17 protein-coding genes, 1 tRNA gene and 1 riboswitch are annotated in these 18,855 nt (G+C 50.4%); of the genes, 2 read left to right on the top strand and 16 right to left on the bottom strand.

Translation table 11 applies throughout. The features are described 5' to 3' along the window. Window positions 1–42: 42 nt before the first annotated feature. A complete protein-coding gene (gene gap, locus A3848_RS30215) occupies window positions 43–1,053 on the bottom strand; it encodes a type I glyceraldehyde-3-phosphate dehydrogenase (RefSeq protein WP_074088731.1) in 1,011 nt (336 codons plus the stop codon). A 116-nt stretch (window positions 1,054–1,169) separates the two neighbouring features. After that, entirely contained in the window at window positions 1,170–2,222 is a 1,053-nt protein-coding gene (locus A3848_RS30210; RefSeq protein WP_074088730.1) for a sugar-binding transcriptional regulator, read from the bottom strand. Between the two features lie 331 nt (window positions 2,223–2,553). Here A3848_RS30210 and A3848_RS30205 point away from each other — a divergent pair. After that, window positions 2,554–2,628 (top strand) — tRNA-Arg (locus A3848_RS30205). 192 nt (window positions 2,629–2,820) lie between these two features. Then, window positions 2,821–3,417 carry an ATP-dependent Clp endopeptidase proteolytic subunit ClpP gene (clpP, locus tag A3848_RS30200; RefSeq protein ID WP_074088729.1) on the top strand — a complete coding sequence of 199 codons (597 nt, stop codon included), beginning with the start codon at window positions 2,821–2,823 and terminating at the stop codon, window positions 3,415–3,417. 78 nt (window positions 3,418–3,495) lie between these two features. Here the strand turns inward: clpP and A3848_RS30195 are convergent, their stop codons facing one another. The 14 genes from A3848_RS30195 to A3848_RS30130 all read right to left on the bottom strand — a co-directional run bounded on the left by A3848_RS30195 (window position 3,496) and on the right by A3848_RS30130 (window position 18,834). Beyond that, window positions 3,496–4,134 (bottom strand): GDSL-type esterase/lipase family protein, encoded by a 639-nt coding sequence (locus A3848_RS30195; protein ID WP_074088728.1) that lies wholly within the window; start codon window positions 4,132–4,134, stop codon window positions 3,496–3,498. 132 nt (window positions 4,135–4,266) lie between these two features. Continuing rightward, window positions 4,267–5,367, bottom strand: coding sequence for a PdaC/SigV domain-containing protein (locus A3848_RS30190; protein ID WP_074088727.1), 1,101 nt, complete (start codon window positions 5,365–5,367; stop codon window positions 4,267–4,269). A 286-nt stretch (window positions 5,368–5,653) separates the two neighbouring features. Beyond that, window positions 5,654–6,412, bottom strand: coding sequence for an SIMPL domain-containing protein (locus tag A3848_RS30185; protein ID WP_074088726.1), 759 nt, complete (start codon window positions 6,410–6,412; stop codon window positions 5,654–5,656). A gap of 226 nt (window positions 6,413–6,638) precedes the next feature. After that, window positions 6,639–6,908: an HPr family phosphocarrier protein gene (locus A3848_RS30180; RefSeq protein WP_019914358.1), complete on the bottom strand. Its 270-nt coding sequence runs from the start codon at window positions 6,906–6,908 to the stop codon at window positions 6,639–6,641. Window positions 6,909–7,005: 97 nt separating this feature from the next. Continuing rightward, window positions 7,006–7,935 carry a DNA-binding protein WhiA gene (gene whiA / locus A3848_RS30175; protein ID WP_074088725.1) on the bottom strand — a complete coding sequence of 310 codons (930 nt, stop codon included), beginning with the start codon at window positions 7,933–7,935 and terminating at the stop codon, window positions 7,006–7,008. Window positions 7,936–7,970: 35 nt separating this feature from the next. Then, window positions 7,971–8,906: a gluconeogenesis factor YvcK family protein gene (locus A3848_RS30170; RefSeq protein WP_167374670.1), complete on the bottom strand. Its 936-nt coding sequence runs from the start codon at window positions 8,904–8,906 to the stop codon at window positions 7,971–7,973. A gap of 56 nt (window positions 8,907–8,962) precedes the next feature. Then, entirely contained in the window at window positions 8,963–9,862 is a 900-nt protein-coding gene (rapZ, locus tag A3848_RS30165; RefSeq protein WP_074088723.1) for an RNase adapter RapZ, read from the bottom strand. 46 nt (window positions 9,863–9,908) lie between these two features. Beyond that, on the bottom strand, window positions 9,909–10,859 hold the full coding sequence (locus A3848_RS30160) for an ROK family glucokinase (protein WP_074088722.1): 951 nt from the start codon (window positions 10,857–10,859) through the stop codon (window positions 9,909–9,911). 257 nt (window positions 10,860–11,116) lie between these two features. After that, the gene (locus A3848_RS30155; RefSeq protein WP_074088721.1) at window positions 11,117–12,388 is read right to left on the bottom strand and encodes a DUF438 domain-containing protein; all 1,272 of its coding nucleotides are present in this window, start codon (window positions 12,386–12,388) and stop codon (window positions 11,117–11,119) included. Between the two features lie 42 nt (window positions 12,389–12,430). Further along, on the bottom strand, window positions 12,431–12,658 hold the full coding sequence (locus A3848_RS30150; protein WP_074088720.1) for a DUF1858 domain-containing protein: 228 nt from the start codon (window positions 12,656–12,658) through the stop codon (window positions 12,431–12,433). Window positions 12,659–12,920: 262 nt separating this feature from the next. Continuing rightward, window positions 12,921–14,615: a phosphomethylpyrimidine synthase ThiC gene (gene thiC / locus A3848_RS30145; protein ID WP_074088719.1), complete on the bottom strand. Its 1,695-nt coding sequence runs from the start codon at window positions 14,613–14,615 to the stop codon at window positions 12,921–12,923. A gap of 115 nt (window positions 14,616–14,730) precedes the next feature. Continuing rightward, window positions 14,731–14,837: riboswitch (TPP riboswitch) on the bottom strand. A 74-nt stretch (window positions 14,838–14,911) separates the two neighbouring features. Further along, a complete protein-coding gene (trxB, locus tag A3848_RS30140; protein ID WP_074088718.1) occupies window positions 14,912–15,865 on the bottom strand; it encodes a thioredoxin-disulfide reductase in 954 nt (317 codons plus the stop codon). A 19-nt stretch (window positions 15,866–15,884) separates the two neighbouring features. Further along, complete coding sequence (locus tag A3848_RS30135; RefSeq protein WP_074088717.1) at window positions 15,885–17,618, bottom strand: tetratricopeptide repeat protein; 1,734 nt, start codon at window positions 17,616–17,618, stop codon at window positions 15,885–15,887. Window positions 17,619–17,883: 265 nt separating this feature from the next. Beyond that, the gene (locus tag A3848_RS30130; RefSeq protein WP_062523658.1) at window positions 17,884–18,834 is read right to left on the bottom strand and encodes a ribose-phosphate diphosphokinase; all 951 of its coding nucleotides are present in this window, start codon (window positions 18,832–18,834) and stop codon (window positions 17,884–17,886) included. Window positions 18,835–18,855: the final 21 nt, after the last annotated feature.

Raw genomic sequence — 18,855 nt, 5'->3', positions numbered from 1 at the left:
TTCTGTTTCCGCTCTATAGATGCTGCTTATTTGAAATCGGTATTATTGAGCCAGTTTAGCGAATTTCTCCAAAGTACGAACGAGTTGTGCAGTGTAGGACATTTCATTGTCATACCAAGCAACAGTTTTAACCAGTTGTTTGTCGCCAACAGTCAGGACCTTAGTCTGTGTAGCATCGAACAGGGAACCGAAAGTCATACCCTTGATGTCGGAAGATACGATTTCATCTTCAGTGTAGCCGTAAGTTTCTGGATCGGAAGCTGCTTTCATTGCTGCGTTGATTTCTTCAACAGTTACGCTCTTATCCAGAACAGTAACCAGCTCAGTCAGGGAACCAGTCGCTACAGGCACACGTTGTGCTGCACCGTCAAGTTTGCCTTTCAGTGCTGGGATTACCAGACCGATAGCTTTTGCAGCACCGGTAGTGTTAGGAATGATGTTCTCAGCAGCAGCGCGGGCACGTCTGAAGTCGCCTTTTGCGTGTGGAGCATCAAGAGTATTCTGGTCACCTGTGTAAGCGTGGATAGTAGTCATCAGGCCTTCAACGATTCCGAACTTGTCGTTCAGGACTTTTGCCATTGGAGCCAGGCAGTTCGTTGTGCAAGAAGCGCCGGAGATTACTGTTTCGGAACCGTCAAGGATGTCATCGTTAACGTTGTAAACAACAGTTTTCATGTCGCCTGTAGCTGGAGCGGAGATAACTACTTTCTTAGCTCCACCTTTAAGGTGCTTTTCAGCGGCTTCTTTAGTGGTGAAGAAACCTGTGCATTCCAGAACGATATCAACGCCAAGCTCTCCCCAAGGAAGTTCTTCAGGGTTGCGGTTAGCAAGAACCTTAACATCTTTGCCGTTAACTTTGAAGAAGCCGTCATGCACTTCAACATCGCCTTGGAATTTACCTTGAGTTGTATCATATTTAAGCAAATGAGCAAGCATCTTAGCGTCAGTCAAGTCATTGATTGCTACCACTTCGATACCTTCTACATTTTGAATACGGCGGAATGCAAGGCGTCCAATACGTCCAAAACCGTTAATACCAACTTTTACACTCATTGAATAGTTCCTCCTAGATTTCGTTTTATTTATTCAAGACAGGCCGTGAGGCTCGTCAAGACAACAATGTTAAGTATAATGCATAAGTCCTTTGCTTGCTCCCCATATTCTGGAAGCTATAGGACTGCCTGGATCTGATTGTCAATTTCTTTGCCAATTTCGACAGCAGCTGCCTCATCGGTAACGAGTATATCCTCCTGCCCGAACCGCAGCATCGCATGAATGGCTTTCGCCTTGCGTTTGCCTCCTGCAATCCCAACAACCACTTCCGTGCGGATAATATCCTCAAGGCGGAGCCCCATAGTCAGCATGGTATGAACAACCTGACCTTCTTCATTGAAATAATAGCCGAACGATTCGGCAACCGCTCCTTCTTCCTGAATCTCCGAGACTGTAGTCTCATCCAGCTTGCGGCGGCGGGTCATTTCAATGGCATCCCCAATACCATGCACAATAATTCGTGATCTGCGGATAATTTGCACGATCTCTCCAATATTTGCGTCGAGCGCCAGTGACTGGTAAGCATCTTCACTAAGTAAATCAGGCACATGCAGAAGGCGGTAATTGGCTCCCATCCGTTTGGCCATCTTTGAAGCGATGGTGTTAGCCTGGATCTCCATGCTCTCACCCAATCCCCCGCGCGCCGGAACAACCCAAGCGTTCTTATAGGAAAGGGATAACGGAGGCGTGAGCTGATCAGCCATTTCAGCAAGCGTTGAACCGCCCGTAACGGCAATGGTATCATCCGACCGCAGTACACCAAGCAATGCCTTGGCGCCGGCGCGTCCCAGCTCACGCTTCGTGAACGGCGACGTCTCGCAATCACCAGGTACAACAATAACTTTGTTCAGACCATACGTTGTACGAATTTTATCTTCCAGATCATCCAGACCAAACAGGCTCTTGGCGATTGGCTCCAGCAGGTCAAGCAGTCTGCGCCCCGCATCGCTTACGCGCATGCCTACGCTCTCGATCTCAATGAGCCCTTGCGATTTCAGAAGATCCGTCTCGGCACGCAGCACCCGCTCTGTCATATCAAGCGATGCGGCAAGCGTTCTGCGCCCAATAATATCGGACAGCATGATCTGATGTAGAATCGTGTAACGTCTCTTAAGGGTTTCCATGAGATCAGGCAGAAGCTGCTTTTGGATTTCTAATAAATTACGCATGCTTTCACTCCTGCAACTTCGTCTTCCTCTTATTCCCTTGTCCATGGTCTTAAAACGTCCCGGGTTAACTTTTTAAGTCCCACCCATATTCTACCCAAATATTACGCGGAGTGCAAGTCTTCCGAGACTATAATTCTCAACCTCTTTTCATCTTATACATCTGCCGCGTCATGGAAAGTGCTGAAAGTCCTGTGACTCCCGGATAAAAGCCCTGTAAATGAATTTCCCCGAACGCTGGAGGCCGCATATTAGAAGAAGACAAAGATATTTTTACAGCAGTGTGATTAAGCCGTTGCATTTGAACCCTAAATAGATTATAATAGTTTCTGTTGCGCCCGTGGTCCAATGGATATGACGTAGGCCTCCGAAGCCTGAGATCCAAGTTCGATTCTTGGCGGGCGCGCCATTAATTTCACTTTTGTACATATTTTAGCAGTCCCACCTATAGTATTTAACCAAAGAGCCGCTTGTTGGCTCTTTTTTTATAAACTAAGTTTGACTTTCTTTGACTTTTTGTTTGAATTTGTTTATCATGTGGTTAATACGGTAACAGTAAAAATGAACACATTCGAAGAACCAATTCAAGGAGGTTTTCCACGTGAGTTATATTCCTATGGTAGTAGAACAGAGCAACCGCGGTGAGCGCGCTTATGACATCTATTCCCGCCTGCTGAAGGACCGCATCATTTTCCTCGGAACGGAGGTTAATGACGTGGTAGCCAATTCCATCATCGCCCAAATGCTCTTCCTGGCTGCCGAGGATCCGGATAAGGATATTCATCTGTATGTGAACAGCCCTGGTGGTTCCATCACAGCCGGAATGGCTATATTTGATACAATGCAATACATTAAACCGGATGTTTCCACCATTTGTGTGGGCATGGCCGCTTCCATGGGGGCTTTCCTGCTGAATGCCGGTGCCAAGGGCAAACGCTTCGCGTTGCCCAACAGTGAAATCATGATCCACCAGCCGCTGGGTGGTGCTCAAGGACAGGCTACAGACATCGAAATCCGTGCCCGCCGTATCCTTAAGCTCCGCGACAAGCTGAACCGTATCCTATCTGAACGCACTGGCCAACCGCTGGAGCGCATCGAGAAGGATACCGACCGCGACTACTTCATGACCGCTGCTGAAGCAGCTGAATACGGTATTGTCGATAAGGTTATTGAGAAGACGCTGCCTGCAGGCGTATAATTCTCAGCACATGCAAAAGAGGCTGCCTGGACCATCAAGGTCTAGAGCAGCCTCTTTTGTATGTGTAGCAGTAATTCGTTATCCGAGCCGGCTGTAACCCAAGGCATCGAGCTTCCCGGCGATTACACGGTACCCTCTGCCGTTAGGATGGACATGATCCAGTGACAGCAGTCCACGCTCATTGCCGGCGAACTCATGATAGATGGAGGCAAACCCGCATACATTGCTGCTGTAACCCGCAACATAGCCGTTAAACTGGCGTACCCAGTCTGTAGCTTCCGATAACTGGGGATAAGGATTATAGAGTCCAACCATCCGGATGATATAGGGCCGGCGGCTCCCGTTCTTTAACTGCCAGAGTGAACCCATAATCTCGCTGAAGTTTCTTTTACATGCGTAAAGCGCCCGTTCCAGCGCCGGAGACAGGTGACCCGGACGAAATGACACGGCTTTGGCTGCTTTGATCAGATCATTTCCGCCAATGGACAACGTTACAATATCTGCATCCCGGACAGCTTGGCGGAACATGGGGTCACGGCTTAGACGTTGCTCCAATGCAGCCGTAGTTAGACCATTGATACCAAGATTGACCGATCCGACTGGAGCGCGGAGCCGCCGCTCTGCCATTCTGCGGTAAACGGGTACGAAGCCATTACCCGGCAACGCTCCGAATCCGGTCGTCAAGGAGTCGCCAATGGCCGTGTAGAGATAACTCATTTCCTTCCCTCCCCGCTTGTTAAGCTGGTTTCTCCTTTAGCTTATGAACGGGGGAGGCACCAGGCAACGGGAAGGTGTCCATATACGGCATTAGCGGAGCGGGCTAATCTCCTGTTTTATGCAAGAATGCACTTATTTCAGACTAGCGAACGGGCTGCTTCCATCTGGCAGAAGCTCCTTGAAGGTGAACTCATATTCAGGGAACCCGGAAGCATATGCTGTATATTCATAAATTTGGAAGAATACTGCCAATTTTCCGTCTTTCACATAAAAATTCTTCTCTGTATTCAGGCCGGTGAAGCCTCCCAGGTAACCGCCCTCTGCTTTGATTAGCTTGGACAGCTTGGCATTAAGCTCTTTTTTATAGTTCGGGTTGGCTTTCAGTAAATCCCCGATCAGGAGGCGCTTGCCGTCCTTCAGAGAGAACGTGAATGCATTGCGGTAAGTCATGCCGTGGGCACCGCCAGTATAGCTGTACTGGGTCGTGATCAGACTGAGTATGCCGTCTTGATTGTATGTGATCACATAGCCGCCGTCGAACTCATACGGCCGGTCGTCCGAGGATCTATTCGCAATTTCCTTCTCTGCTTCAGCTGCAAACTTGTTGAGTGTCTGCTTAATTGTATCGTTGATCGTTTGCTGGGCCTTGGCATTCACCAGACCGCTGATCTGCGGATAATCCAGTTTGACCGGTGTGTCCTTACTTTCCTTAACGATGCTCTCCGTCTTTATGGTGATCGCATTTTGCGGTTTGCTGACGACATTCAAAGCGCCTGTAGCCGCACTATAGTCCCCCTTATACCCCAGATAATCGCTCAGCAGATCAAGCGGAACGAACAGCCGATTGTTGATATTTTGGGCTTGATAACCATTTAGATAATAATTATTCACACGGATTGAAATTTCGTAATCGGTGAGAGACAGATTAACCTTCGTTGTTCCTTTACCGATTGTATAGACCTTTTCTGCCTTATCATAGGTCAAGGACATACCCAGTGAATCGCGTAAAAAAGTCACCGGCACCCATACTTTCCCTTCATGGACAACACCAGTCTGAGGTGTAATCTTCCCGTTTACCTTCAGCACCACTAGCGAATGTTCCGCATTTGCCTTAACCGCAGCCGAAGCAGCCTGACTGGTCCCTGCGGGCAGAATCCCTCCGCTTAGCAGAATCCCTGCCGCCATAATACCTGCCCCCCATGTGAGGGCTTGTTTCTTCTTGATGTTCTTCATATGGTTATCCCCTTCCGCTAATACGATGATAGATTAGATGAAAATCCCAGAATACCGTAGAGCAGCCTGCTTGCTGCCCTTGTTTCCACTCTTACCATTATAGAGACATCAGGAGCAACGGTTGTTACAAAGCCCTTTACAATTTCTTAAGCTTCGCCGATCATTTCAGTGCTGCTTATTACATTTCTTTAAACAAAATGAGAGATCTCGCAACCATTTCCCGCAAAAAAAGAGGCACTGCTCCCTGCTGTAACCAGCAGAAGAAGCGCCTCTTGAGGAAAACGGACTATTTCAGCTCATACATTACGGTAAGCTGTGTTGAAACCTTCACTTCTCCCGGCTCAACGGAAGTGCCGCCGGCTGTATCTGCCGCTGCTTTGGACATTGCCGCATTTTCCATATAGATCACTGGGTTGTTGCCGTCATCATTCTGTGTGACCGTAATGACCTGGCCCAGGCTGCGTTTGGCTGCTTTGGCAATAGCTCCAGCTTTTACATCTGCATTGGTCATGGCTTTTTCAATCACCTGCGCTTCAAAGGCTGACGGATCTTCAATGGCGAATTGGGCATTGCCAATGTTGTTCGCTCCTGCGTTAGAAGCGGCATCCAGCAGCGCTCCAACCTTGGTTAGATCACGATAGGTTACCTTCAACGTATGCTGGGCAATGTAGCCTTTAACCTGTTGGCCATCTTTATCAGAATAGCTGTAGTTCGGTTGTACGCTGAATTGGGTGCTCTGAACATCTTTATCTGCAATGCCCCAAGTCGTCTTCAGCAGTGTGGTGATCTTGGTGATTTTGGCTCCATTAGTTTTCTGCGCCTCTTCTGCCGTTGCTGCCGAAGTGCTTACCCCGATAGACAGATAGACAACGTCCGGTTTGATGGAAAGCTCTCCTTTGCCCGTCACATTGACGATGTTTCTCTGGGCCTCTTCTGCGGCGTAAGCCTTTTCAGGGCCTTGGAATGCTCCGCTCAAAGCCATCCCCCCTATCATCAAACTCCCTGCCAGCATTACCGCTCCGAGCTTTTTGCTCCATGCATTCATGTTTGCCATCCCCTTTCGTTATTTGTAATTGTTGTTGGTACTCTCTAGACGGCGCGGCTTGGCAAAAGTTGCATATCATCTCAATAGAAAAGAAAAAAAGTCATACAAGACCACAGGAGCAGATAACCGTAACCTTATCCTTTCCTATACCTCTCAATACGAAGACATTAAAAAAAGCCCCGGAGGGCTTTTTGTCATACCATTTAAAAGTAAGGCCTTGCAACAATTACTGGTTCTCAAGCTCTTCTTTGCTGACAAGACTTGTCAAAGCGGTTACAGCTTGGTCCGCATCGGCGCCGTCCGCGCTGATATAAATCTCCGTGCCGGAACTGATCGCCAGGCTCATAATACCCATGATGCTTTTAGCGTTCACTTTTTTATCGTCTTTTTCCACGAAAATCTCCGACGAGAATTTGTTAGCTTCCTGCACGAACAATGCTGCCGGCCGAGCGTGAAGCCCCGTCTTCAACCGTACAACTACCGGGTGCTTTGTCATGAAACGCTTACCCCCTATTTGAGATCTGCCCAAAAATTTCACATTAATTTTATAATATTATATCATTATAACCGCAACCGCACTAGAAAAAAAATAATCAGCCACCCCGGACCTTATCAGCCAGCTCGTCAATTTTGCGCAAACGGTGATTTACTCCCGATTTACTGACTGTGCCTTTCAGCATTTCGCCAACTTCCTTAAGGTTGATATCCGGGTGTGCCAGTCTGATCTCGGCTACTTCGCGCAGCTTATCCGGCAGGCTTTCCAGCCCCACCTCACGCTGCAACAGCTTGATATTCTCGATCTGCCGCACCGCCGCACTTATGGTTTTGTTCAGGTTGGCCGTTTCGCAGTTGACGATCCGGTTCACGGAATTGCGCATGTCACGCATAATCCGCACATCCTCGAACTTGAACAGTGCTTGATGTGCACCGATCAGGCTAAGAAACTCGATGATTTTCTCGCCTTCCTTGATGTACAGGATGAAACCCTTTTTGCGCTCAATGCAGCGGGCATTCAGATGAAATTCACCTGCCAGATCCACCAGCGCCTTGCAGTGCTCCTCGTACATCGAAGCAATCTCCAGATGATAGGAAGATCCCTCCGGATTATTGACCGATCCTCCCGCCATAAACGCCCCCCGCAGGTATGCGCGTTTGCAGCAGTTCTTGCCGACAATTTCGTGGTCGATCCCATCCGTGAAGATGAAGCCTTCGGAGACGATCCGCAGATCCTTGAGAATTTCCTGAACGCGGTTTGGAATCCGCACGATATAGACGTTATTCTTCTTCAAACGCATTTTTTTACGCACGAGCAGCTCGATATGGACCTGGTAATATTTCTTAAGCAAAGAATATACCCGCCTTGCAATCGCGGCGTTCTCCGTCGAAATGTCGAGGACTACCTTTTTGCTTGAAAGCTGCACCGAACCATTCATCCGGATCAGCGCGGACATCTCTGCTTTCTCACAGCAAGGCTGGCTCTCCACCATCGTCAGCTCTTTTTTGGTAAGGGCCGCAAAAGACAAGGGGCTCACCTCTTTCATGTTCCTACAAAATAGACTTATCTGGAAATCCAGTCTTTCACAAGCTGGTAAATATGATGACTTAGCTTATCTGTATCATGCCTCAGATAGGTCTTGAATAATACCAGCTTGTCGGCAATCACTTTGTAGCCGTTGCCATCCACTACATCAAGGTCAAGCTGTACGGGCCGGGCACCCTTTTCTGCATACTTTAACTGGACCTGCTCAGGAATCTCGCCATCGTTCACGATCACGTAATCGAACAAATGAAGGCCTACGTGGTCATAGACGGCCTGAAGGTGGTCACTAACCGTGTAGTTGTCTGTTTCCCCGGGCTGGGTCATCACGTTGCAGACAAAAATTTTGATCGCGTCCGAGGCCACAACAGCCTCCGCCAGCTTAGGCACCAGCAAATTAGGAAGAATACTCGTGTACAGACTGCCAGGACCGCACAGGATGGCGTCGGCATTGCGGATGGCCTCCAGTGCCTCCGGGAGCGGCTCTACATCTGCCGGCTCCAGGGAGACCCGTTTGATGACTCCTCTGGCTTCAGGGATTTTGGACTCACCTGTAATCATAGAGCCATCAGCCATCTCAGCGTGTAGCACTACAGCTTCGCCAGCAGCAGGCAAGACGCGTCCGCGCACGGCGAATAACCGGCTAAGCTCCCGGACCGCAGTGACAAAGTCACCGGAAATGTCCGTAAGCGCCGCCAGAATCAAATTCCCGAGGCTATGCCCGGCCAAGCCTTCTCCGCTGCTGAAGCGGTATTTCATGATCTGGGCCATAAGCGGTTCTACATCAGCCATTGCTGTCAGTACATTGCGGATATCGCCAGGGGGCGGCATTTGCAGTTCGCTGCGCAGTATGCCAGAGCTTCCCCCGTCATCCGCAACCGTAACTATCGCTGTAATATCAAGCGGCTTTTCCTTCAAACCGCGAAGCATAACAGACAATCCCGTACCTCCACCCATAACGACGATACGTGGACGTTGTCCTTGTTCTTCAGCCACTATTGACCCCTTCTCTCTTAATGCCGGTCACGCTCGGAGTCCCGGTGACTGACGGCTACCGACTCCGTCTCGCTAACCCCCAGCATCTTACCCAGGTATTCGGATATTGCCACAGAGCGGTGTTTGCCTCCCGTACAGCCAATACCGATAATAATCTGGGATTTGCCTTCTTTCCGGTATTGCGGAATCAGGAAATGAAGCATATCCAACAGTTTGGTCAGAAACGTCTGTGTCTCCGGCCATTTCATTACATAATCGTAAACCTCGCTATCCTGACCGGTCTTTGGCCGCAAATGATCCACATAATGAGGATTCGGCAAAAAACGGACATCAAACACAAGGTCTGCGTCGATCGGAATTCCGTATTTGAAGCCAAACGAAGTAATATTAACTGAAAGAGTACTTTTGCCCAGATGGGAAAAACGCGATATAATCTTCTCCTTCAACTGGACAGGCTTCATGCTGCTGGTGTCAAAACATAAGGTTGCTGAATTCTTCAGCTCCTCCAGCATCTGACGTTCCAGGCGGATGCCATCCAGCGGCATGCCTTGGGGCGCCAGCGGATGATGCCGCCGGCTCTCCTTGTAGCGCTGTACCAGTACGGAATCTGTTGCATCCAGGAAGAGAATTTCAAAACCGATCGTTGACTCATCTTTGATATAGGACAGTGACTCCGACAGAGCTGTGAAGAATTCTCTTCCGCGCAAATCGATAACAAGCGCTACTTTGGCAATTTTCCCTTTGGATTGCTCAATCAGCTCTGCGAATTTGGGAATCAGCACCGGCGGCAAATTATCCACACAGAAAAATCCGAGATCTTCCAGGCTCTGCACGGCAATCGTCTTGCCTGCACCTGACATGCCCGTAATAATGATCAGGGTGGCACCACCGGGCGGTGATTGTTCCATTTCGGTCATCAAAGCGCCCCCTCCCTATACATAGTATATGAATAATTCCATCTGCTTAAGAACGCAGCAAAAGACCTGCAGCGCCAATAATACCCGCATCATTTCCAAGCTCGGCAGGCACGATGGTCACTCCGGTCTGTAGTGGGGCCGGGGCCAGCTTCGCGAACACGCGGCGAACCTCTTCAAACAGAATATCTCCGGCTTTGGAGACACCGCCGCCAACGATGAATACCTCCGGATTAAGCACCGCTGCGACAGCAGCCATGGATTTACCCAGATAGAACGCAGCACGGTTCACAATTCGCAGAGCAACTTCATCTCCGGCCTTGGCTGCATCAAATACCTCTTTTGCGGCAATTTTCTCCACCATGGACAGGGAAGTGCGGTCGCCGCGGCTAACAGCATCATTGGCCATGCGAATAATACCCGTAGCAGAGGAAACGGTCTCCAAACAACCCATGTTGCCGCAGCCGCATTGGATAGCTTCCAGATCAGGCACTACAGAAATATGACCAAGCTCGCCCGCTAGTCCGGCAAAACCCTGATACACCTTACCATTAATAATGATACCGCCGCCGACACCTGTGCCCAGCGTGTAGCAGACGCAATTCTCCACACCACGTCCCGCTCCGCTCCAGGCCTCACCCAGTGCAGCGACGTTAGCATCATTGTCTATTTTGACTGGCTTGTTCAAGCGACCCTCAAGAATGGAGCGGATCGGCACATCTCTAAAACCTATGTTAGGCGCAAGGATGATAATTCCTTCACGAATATTCGTAAACCCGGCCAGGCCCGCTCCTACACCGGCAAGCTGATCCCAAGAGTACGGGGAGTCCTCCACAATCTGACGCACATACTTTTCGATATTATCGATGACGGCATCGACGCCATCCGCAGTTCCCGTAGGCCCCTCAAAAGTGTGCAGCAGGTTCCCCTCGGCATTGCAGATTCCAACCTTAATCGTGGTTCCACCTAAATCCACGCCAACGTAGATACTTTCAGACATGTAACAAGCCACCTTTTTCTATGCTAAAATAGTTAATCCTACGTACCCACTATAATAGAAGGTACCCCTGCGGTCAAGGAAAGGCGGCACACCCGGCCACATAAGGGGCTGGTATTTTTTTAAGACTAAAGATACGGTTTTTAGAGTACCCTGTAAATTCTTATCTTTATAAAAAAAGCCTCTTACCTATGCGGCAAGGGGCGGATGGATCAACTTCACTTAAGGGGATGGCCGGTGAGGCGTTTGACTCTAGACGGCTACTCCGACAAAATCCGTTTCTGTCCCTCCAGTGCGCGGATCGGTGCGATGTTCTGGGTGAATTCGAGGGTACCCATGTAGCGGCCTGCTTCGTCACGTACTGCGAAATAACGGATGTAGATAAATTTATCCTTTATGGCAATCCAGAAATCCTCAGCGTCTTTGCGGCCCGCCTTGAAATCCTCCAGCAGCTTCTCAACGACATGCACGCTTTGCGGCGGGTGGCAGTTCTGCACCGTGCGTCCAATGACGGCCTTAGTGCGGGCGAAGATCCGCTCTTTCCCATGCGAGAAGTAGCGGACTACATCATTTTCATCAATAAATGTCAGGTCGACAGGCAAATGATTCAGCACTGTTTCCAGCTGATGCAGCGACAGCAGGCCTGTCTCGAAGCGGATAAAGCCTTGCGGCGATAATCCTCCTTCTCCCTCTCCTTCTTCCGCTTGCACGGCTGCTCCCTCCGGTTCTGCGGCACGCTCAGGAATCCATTCCTGCTCCGGCGCAGTCAGACAGAAGCCAATTTCGTCGCTTTCGCGGGCGATTTTGACCCATTCATCTTCAGTCAGCTTATCGAGCGCCATCGGCAGCAGAATATTTTCTTCCTTAAAGATCATTTCATTTACTTCCTGGATAATGTTCGTCAGAAGAGCTCCAAGCTCCGCAGCTTCCCCGTTGTACGCACTGAGCGCCGCTTTTGCCTGTTTAATCATACCGCGAATACCATCATCCACTCCCCACATTACCTTGGTTGGTCCATAAATGCCGTATTTCTCAAGGTAAGGGAACAACAGATTTTCTTTGCGGCTATAGTGCTTGTCGAGATCCAGCAGTAGGCTCAGATCCTCCAACAGCTTGAAAATCATCTCTTCGCTGTCGTTCCGCTGGAATTTATCGGCATGCAGCTGCAAGCGGAAGTTCACAAGCCGTTCAATCTCACGGTTCTCCAGCTTAAAGGTGTGGACAGGATGTCCCGGCTGCTCCTCTGGCTTGTTAGAACGGTGAATTTCCTGGATTGAGCCTTTAAAAATGGCCGTATGCACAGAGCATAGGCGCTGTACCTCCGTTACAGGAATCCCCTCCTCTGTCATCAGGGAATGCTCCATCGCGGAAATTTCGGCTACCGTAACATCACCTACCGCTTCTGCAAAACGCGCTTTGACTTCCTCTACACTTTTTCCGGCATGCAGTTCCTTAATAATCTCCTTAAGCATGGCTTGGCGGCGTGTCTGCTCAGGAATATCCATTTCACGGTTGTTAATCAGTTCGCTCATCGTTCTCTCTCCTTCTCTATTCCACTTGTTAATCTCAGTGATCTATTCAATAATCTCGAAGCCATGGCTCTGAAAGGCCAGTCGGACGGTTTCGCGATCCATTTTCTTCATTGTGATTCCTTTAGACAAGGTCATGAACCGACCCGCCGTCTGCAGCATGCCAGGCTTCGTAATATCGCGGAAACCCAGCTCAACCATAATGTCTATGGCCTCCGGATAACGACTGACCAGCTCGAATATGGATTCATCCATGTTAAGGCGTTTGCTCATTGCACTCTCCTCCTGCAGCTTAGCTTCATGTCAATTGATAACCTTTCTCAACAACAGCTTAGCATAGGGTACGGGGCCAAAGAGTGATTGCAGTCACTAAATTAGAAACTTATATACCTGCAACTATTCATTGCAAAGCAGAAATGAATTGGCCCCGTTTTTGTTACCATCATGCCTGTATGCCAACTTATGGATATAAAAAAAGGCTGTTTCCTCCGCCTGTTACAGCAGAAGAAACAGCCTTTTATAAAGTCCGTTCCGGTTATAGCATTTGGCTCAGTCTGGACGAATTGCGGATATCGTGCGAAATGCGCATGCTGCAGAATTTGGGACCGCACATGGAGCAGAAATGCGCTGTTTTGGCACCCTCGGCTGGAAGCGTCTCATCATGGTACTCCAGCGCCCGCTCAGGGTCGAGCGACAGATGGAACTGGTCACGCCAGCGGAACTCGAACCGAGCCTTGGACAATGCATTGTCCCGATCCTGGGCACCCGGGTGGCCTTTGGCCAGATCTGCAGCATGAGCAGCGATTTTGTAGGTGATAACTCCTTCGCGCACGTCATTCTTATTAGGCAGACCCAGATGCTCCTTGGGCGTAACATAGCACAGCATCGCTGTCCCGAACCAGCCGATCATCGCCGCCCCAATCGCCGAAGTAATATGGTCATAACCCGGGGCAATATCCGTGGTTAACGGACCCAGGGTGTAGAAAGGGGCTTCCTGGCAGAGCTCGAGCTGCTTGTCCATATTTTCCTTGATCTTGTGCATCGGCACATGCCCCGGACCTTCGACCATCACCTGAACATCGTGTTTCCAGGCCATGGCTGTCAGCTCCCCAAGTGTCTCCAGCTCAGCGAACTGAGCCTCATCATTGGCATCGGCGATGGAGCCCGGGCGCAGTCCGTCTCCCAAGGAAAAGGCCACATCATAAGTCTTCATAATCTCACAGATTTCTTCAAAATGTGTATATAAAAAGTTCTCTTGCTGATGTGCAAGGCACCAGGCCGCCATGATGGAGCCGCCTCGGGACACAATTCCGGTCATTCTTCCGGCAGTAAGCGGGATATACTGCTTCAGCACCCCGGCATGAATGGTAAAGTAATCCACGCCTTGCTCCGCCTGTTCAATCAGCGTGTCGCGATATAGCTCCCAGGTCAGATCCTCGGCTATTCCTTTTACCTTCTCCAGCGCCTGATAGACCGGCACTGTGCCGATCGGTACTGGTGAGTTGCGGATAATCCATTCGCGGGTGGCATGAATTTTTGTACCAGTGGAAAGATCCATAATCGTATCGGCACCCCAGCGGGTCGCCCATCTCATCTTCTCCACTTCCTCTTCAATGGAAGAAGTCACGGAGGAATTCCCAATGTTCGCGTTGATCTTAACCAGGAAGTTACGGCCGATGATCATCGGCTCACTCTCAGGATGGTTGATATTAGCCGGGATAATGGCCCGTCCGGCAGCGACCTCATCCCTTACAAATTCAGGCCGGGTATTCTCGCGAATCGCGATATACTCCATTTCCGGCGTAATCATCCCCTGCCGCGCATAATGCAGTTGGGTAACATTGCAGCTCTCACGTGCTCTTAAAGGATTCCGCCGCAAGCCGGCGAACCCTTCTGCCGACGTCCGGTCTGCAGCTAATCGGGAGTCTCTGGGCTGAGCGGTTCTCCCGGCGTACTCCACTGAATCCCCGCGCTCCGCAATCCAGCTTAAGCGGTGCGGAGGCAACCCTTTCCGAACATTGGTATCTTCAGCGGCATCAGTGTAAATACCACTGGTATCATAGACACGAAGCGGTGCATTGTCCTCTTCCCCCGCAACACCTTCGGTCCGGCTAAGACGGATTTCACGCATCGGAACCTGAATATCGGGACGCGAGCCTTCTACATACACCTTACGGCTTGCGGGAAATCCCGACAGATCGATTTGTTCCTTTTTTGATGAATCTGACATTTTTATCTCCTCCTCATCGCTCTGTGAGCCATTCAGATAAGATCAGCACGCAGCAAAAAGCCGCTCCACCTGGAGCGGCTTTATTCATGAACAGCCCAATAAGGCTGTGCTCAAAAAAGGTCCGGCTCCACTTTCCTACGCTGGTATGATCCAGATCAGGTTCAAGGGTCCGGGAATTCAATTTCCCCGTCTCAGCCTATTCAGGCTCCCCTAGTGGGTATCTTATCTAATTAAATACAATCTACTTTAGCAGGTATTTATTGTCAATCAAAAAATTTGTTTAACCAGCATTGTGGTTACTTATCCAGCGCTTCGCTCCAGTCATGTACCATAGCGCCTTCCAGATATTTCTCAGCATCCATAGCAGCCATGCAGCCGGTTCCTGCAGCCGAAATCGCCTGCCGGTAACGGGTATCCTGAACATCCCCACAAGCGAACACGCCGGGAATGTTGGTTTCGGTTGTCCCCGGATTCACAACGATGTAGCCGTTGGCATCCGTAGTTATCTGACCGCCCAGGAACGCGGTATTCGGTGTGTGGCCGATAGCGACAAATACGCCATCTGCTTCCACGAGCTCCTCAAGACCCGTATCATTGTTACGGACGGTAAGTCCCTTCACCCCGGTATCCCCGATGGTCACTTCAAGCGGTGTGCGGTTCAGGGCCCAAGCTACTTTGCTGTTCTCCCGCGCCCGGTCCTGCATAATCTTCGAAGCGCGAAGTTCCGGACGGCGGTGGACCAGAGTTACACTGGAAGCGAATCGCGTGAGGAAGCTGGCTTCCTCCATCGCGGAGTCGCCGCCGCCGACCACGACAATCTTTTTACCACGGAAAAAGAAACCGTCGCAGGTTGCACAGGTACTTACCCCGCGTCCGACATTCTCCTGCTCTCCCGGTATGCCCAGGTACCTCGCCGAAGCACCGGTCGATATAATCACCGACTCTGCTTCCAGTACACCCAGACCATCCACGGTTACTTTGAAAGGGCGCTGCGAGAAATCCACAGAATCCACCCAGCCATTCTTAAATTGAGCCCCAAAGCGTTCTGCCTGCTTGCGCATGTTATCCATCAGATCCGGACCTAGAATACCTTCAGGAAAACCAGGAAAGTTCTCTACCTCTGTCGTCGTAGTCAATTGTCCTCCTGGCTGCAGTCCTTCAATAACAAGGGGGCTGAGATTGGCACGTGCCAGGTAAATCGCAGCAGTTAATCCTGCCGGACCTGTTCCGATTACAATTGTTTTGTACATTAGCAAGTCCTCCTTAGGGTCAGATATTTTCCGTAAATGGCGGCAAAATGTCTGCTGCCGCCCCGTCCTGCGTTAACCCGCATGCTTGATGAATACGCCGTGCGTACCGGCTTACCATGGAGACGGAAACGCCGTAATGCTGTGCAGCCTCGCGGTAAGTAACCGGATGACCATGAAGCTTGGCGGTTAGATATTCCAGAGCCGCACACCAGCCCTCTGCATGCCGGAACAAGGGTACATCCGGATAGAGGCGGGCTATGAACTGCTTCCAGAGGAGCTCGGCATCTCTCTTCTGGGCGGCATCCAATCTCCGGTCCATCACAGCAGCCATATGATCTATAACTCGCTGCCAGTCTTCCTTCCACTCTGGCGGCCCTTTATGGCTTGACACAACCGGTTCCTGAGCCGCCCTCTGGACTACACTTTCCTCCGGACTACCGCCGATCAGCCGCTGCAGACTGAGAAGCGCAGCCTCCTGCAGCGGTTCCTGTTCCGAAACTCCCTTCAGAACATCGGATATTTCATCGTCCTCAATCCAGCGCAGCGCTTCTGTCACCTGGAGCTTCGTACTAGCATCACCGTAGCGCAGCGCCCAGAAGAACGAAGCGCGCAGCAGCGGATTATTCTGTACTTCTTCCGTGAAGCTGTCCGTATTGTTCTTCCACTGCTTCAGCTGCTCTTGAAAAGGCAGCTGATAATTATAGCTTACCGGAGGCAGCGGCCTGCCCTCTGATTGTGCCTGCTGCATCTGGGACAGAAAAAATTTCGGCACTGCTGATTCCGGGTCCAGCCTGGAAGCCATCTGCCAGCAGCGTATAGCCTCAGTATGAAGCCCGCTATTGCTGGCCGCCGCCGCGCAATAATGGTACAAGCCGGCATCACCGCCGACCTCTTCATCCTTCAGCAGACGGCGGAAATGTCCATATGCAGTTTGGTGCTTGCCCAATATGCCCATCGTTGTCGCCATTTTGAATACATGCTCCTGATGAAAAGGCACTGTCGCCTCAAGCATACGCACCAATCCCGCAAGCTGGTCCTGATCGCCAGCATATTGCAGGAAAATCGCCATATTGCAGAGCGCATGCAGGTTGCCCGGGTCCTGCTTCAGCACTTCGCCAAGACATTCCTTGGCTTTGGCGAAGCGGCCCATATAGAAATAGGCAAGAGCCAGATTGTTATGTGCCGCCAGGAAGTCCGGAATGTTCTGGACAATCTCTTCAAGCAGCTTGACCGCTTGCGGGAATTTGCCTTCCTCCAAAAGACTCCGGGCTCTGTCATGCTCCACCACACCTTCCCGGCTGCGGATCCGGACTAGCGGAGCGGGCCGGTCCAGCTCATACTGCAGCAGTTCCATCAGCTCTTCGGACTCGGCCAGAAACTCACCGCTTGCATCCTCTTGCAGATAGGTCACAAGACTGCGCTCCGCCTCTTCAAAGTTTTCCATATTAGCGTAGTTATTAGCCATATAGAAGTGGCACTCTGTCATAGTAGGATCAATCTCATCCAGAACATGAGTCAAGATGTCGTTGGAATCCTTGTATTTCCCCATCTCGGATAATATACCCGCCATATTGCAATGATTCACCGGGTTTTCCGGCTCATATTCAACAGCTTTGCGAAAATTCTTCAATGCCTTATCATATTGAAAGCGGTCCAATGACCGTACGGCTCTTTCAAAGAAAAAATTGGCATCCAGAGTGACGGGAATCACGTTACCATTCACCGCGTTATTCTCTGAAGTTCTCTCAATCATGGAAGCAAGGCACCTCCCTTTGTAAGCTTCCTTATCCTCACGAAAAATAGGAGAGCGGCAGCATACACCTGCCCGGACTCCCACCTAAGTGCCGTCGTTTCCATTTTTGGTCCCGACTGTCTTCACACAGTATACCACATGTGACAGGGGGATTCTCAAGATTGGAAGGGACTCTTCAGGAGGAAAAAGCTTCAAAAAACTATTCAAGCCCCCTGATTGTTAAGTCTGGATTGTCTCTTGTCCTAATATGAAAAAGACGCAGGAATTAAATCCCCGCGTCTCTGAACAGCTTATCAATAGAACCGCCTTCAATAATAATGCGTGTGGCTTCAGCCAGCATAGGTGCTACGGAGAGCACAGTGAACCGGCTGGAATGATCATCCGGCAGCGCAATGGAATCGGTAACGACAATTTCATCTATATTGGGGTGGACCATACGGCTTAGTGCATCTCCCGAAAAGAGTCCATGAGTTGCACAAACGATGCTGTTCTTCGCCCCGCGCTCCTTCAGGCCTTCCACCACATTCACAATCGTTGTACCTGTATCGATCAAGTCCTCGATAATGATAGGCGTCCGTCCCTCTACATCTCCAATCACATGCGTAATCACCGATTCATTGTGAGCCGGGCGCTTCTTGATCATAATAGCAAATGGTGAGTCCAGACGGCTGGCCAGCTTCTCTGCCATGGAGGCACGGCCTGCATCCGGAGATACCACAACCAGGTCGGACAAGCCTTTTACCTTCAGATACCCGCTGATCAGATCAAGTGCTGTCAAGTGATCGACCGGGATGTTGAAAAAGCCTTGAATAGCCGCCGCATGCAGATCAATCGTAATCACACGGGTAGCTCCGGCGGTTGTAAGCACATCCGCTACCATCTTGGCCGATATCGGCTCGCGCGGCGCGGATTTGCGCTCCTGTCTGGCATAGCCGTAGTAAGGCACAATAATATTCACCGTTCTTGCCGACGCCCGCTTAGCCGCATCAATCATGACCAGTAGCTCTACGAACAGCTCATTAATGGGGTGAGCGAGGGATTGCACCAAAAATACGTCACAGTTCCGGATGCTCTCTTCATAATGCACATAAATCTCGCCGCTCTTGAAGCGGGTCAGCTTAATCTGGCCCAGCGGTGCGCCCAGACGCTCCGCAATATCAGCGGCCAGCTTCGGATTCGACGAACCGGAAAAAATACGCAATTGATGATGATGCATAGTACCCTCCTGGGGATCAAA

Origin of the sequence: Paenibacillus sp. P32E (assembly GCF_001909085.1) — a bacterium.
Lineage (GTDB): Bacteria > Bacillota > Bacilli > Paenibacillales > Paenibacillaceae > Paenibacillus_AQ > Paenibacillus_AQ helianthi.
The sequence above is the reverse complement of the archived record's forward strand: the minus strand, read 5'-3'. Positions and strand labels throughout refer to the sequence as shown.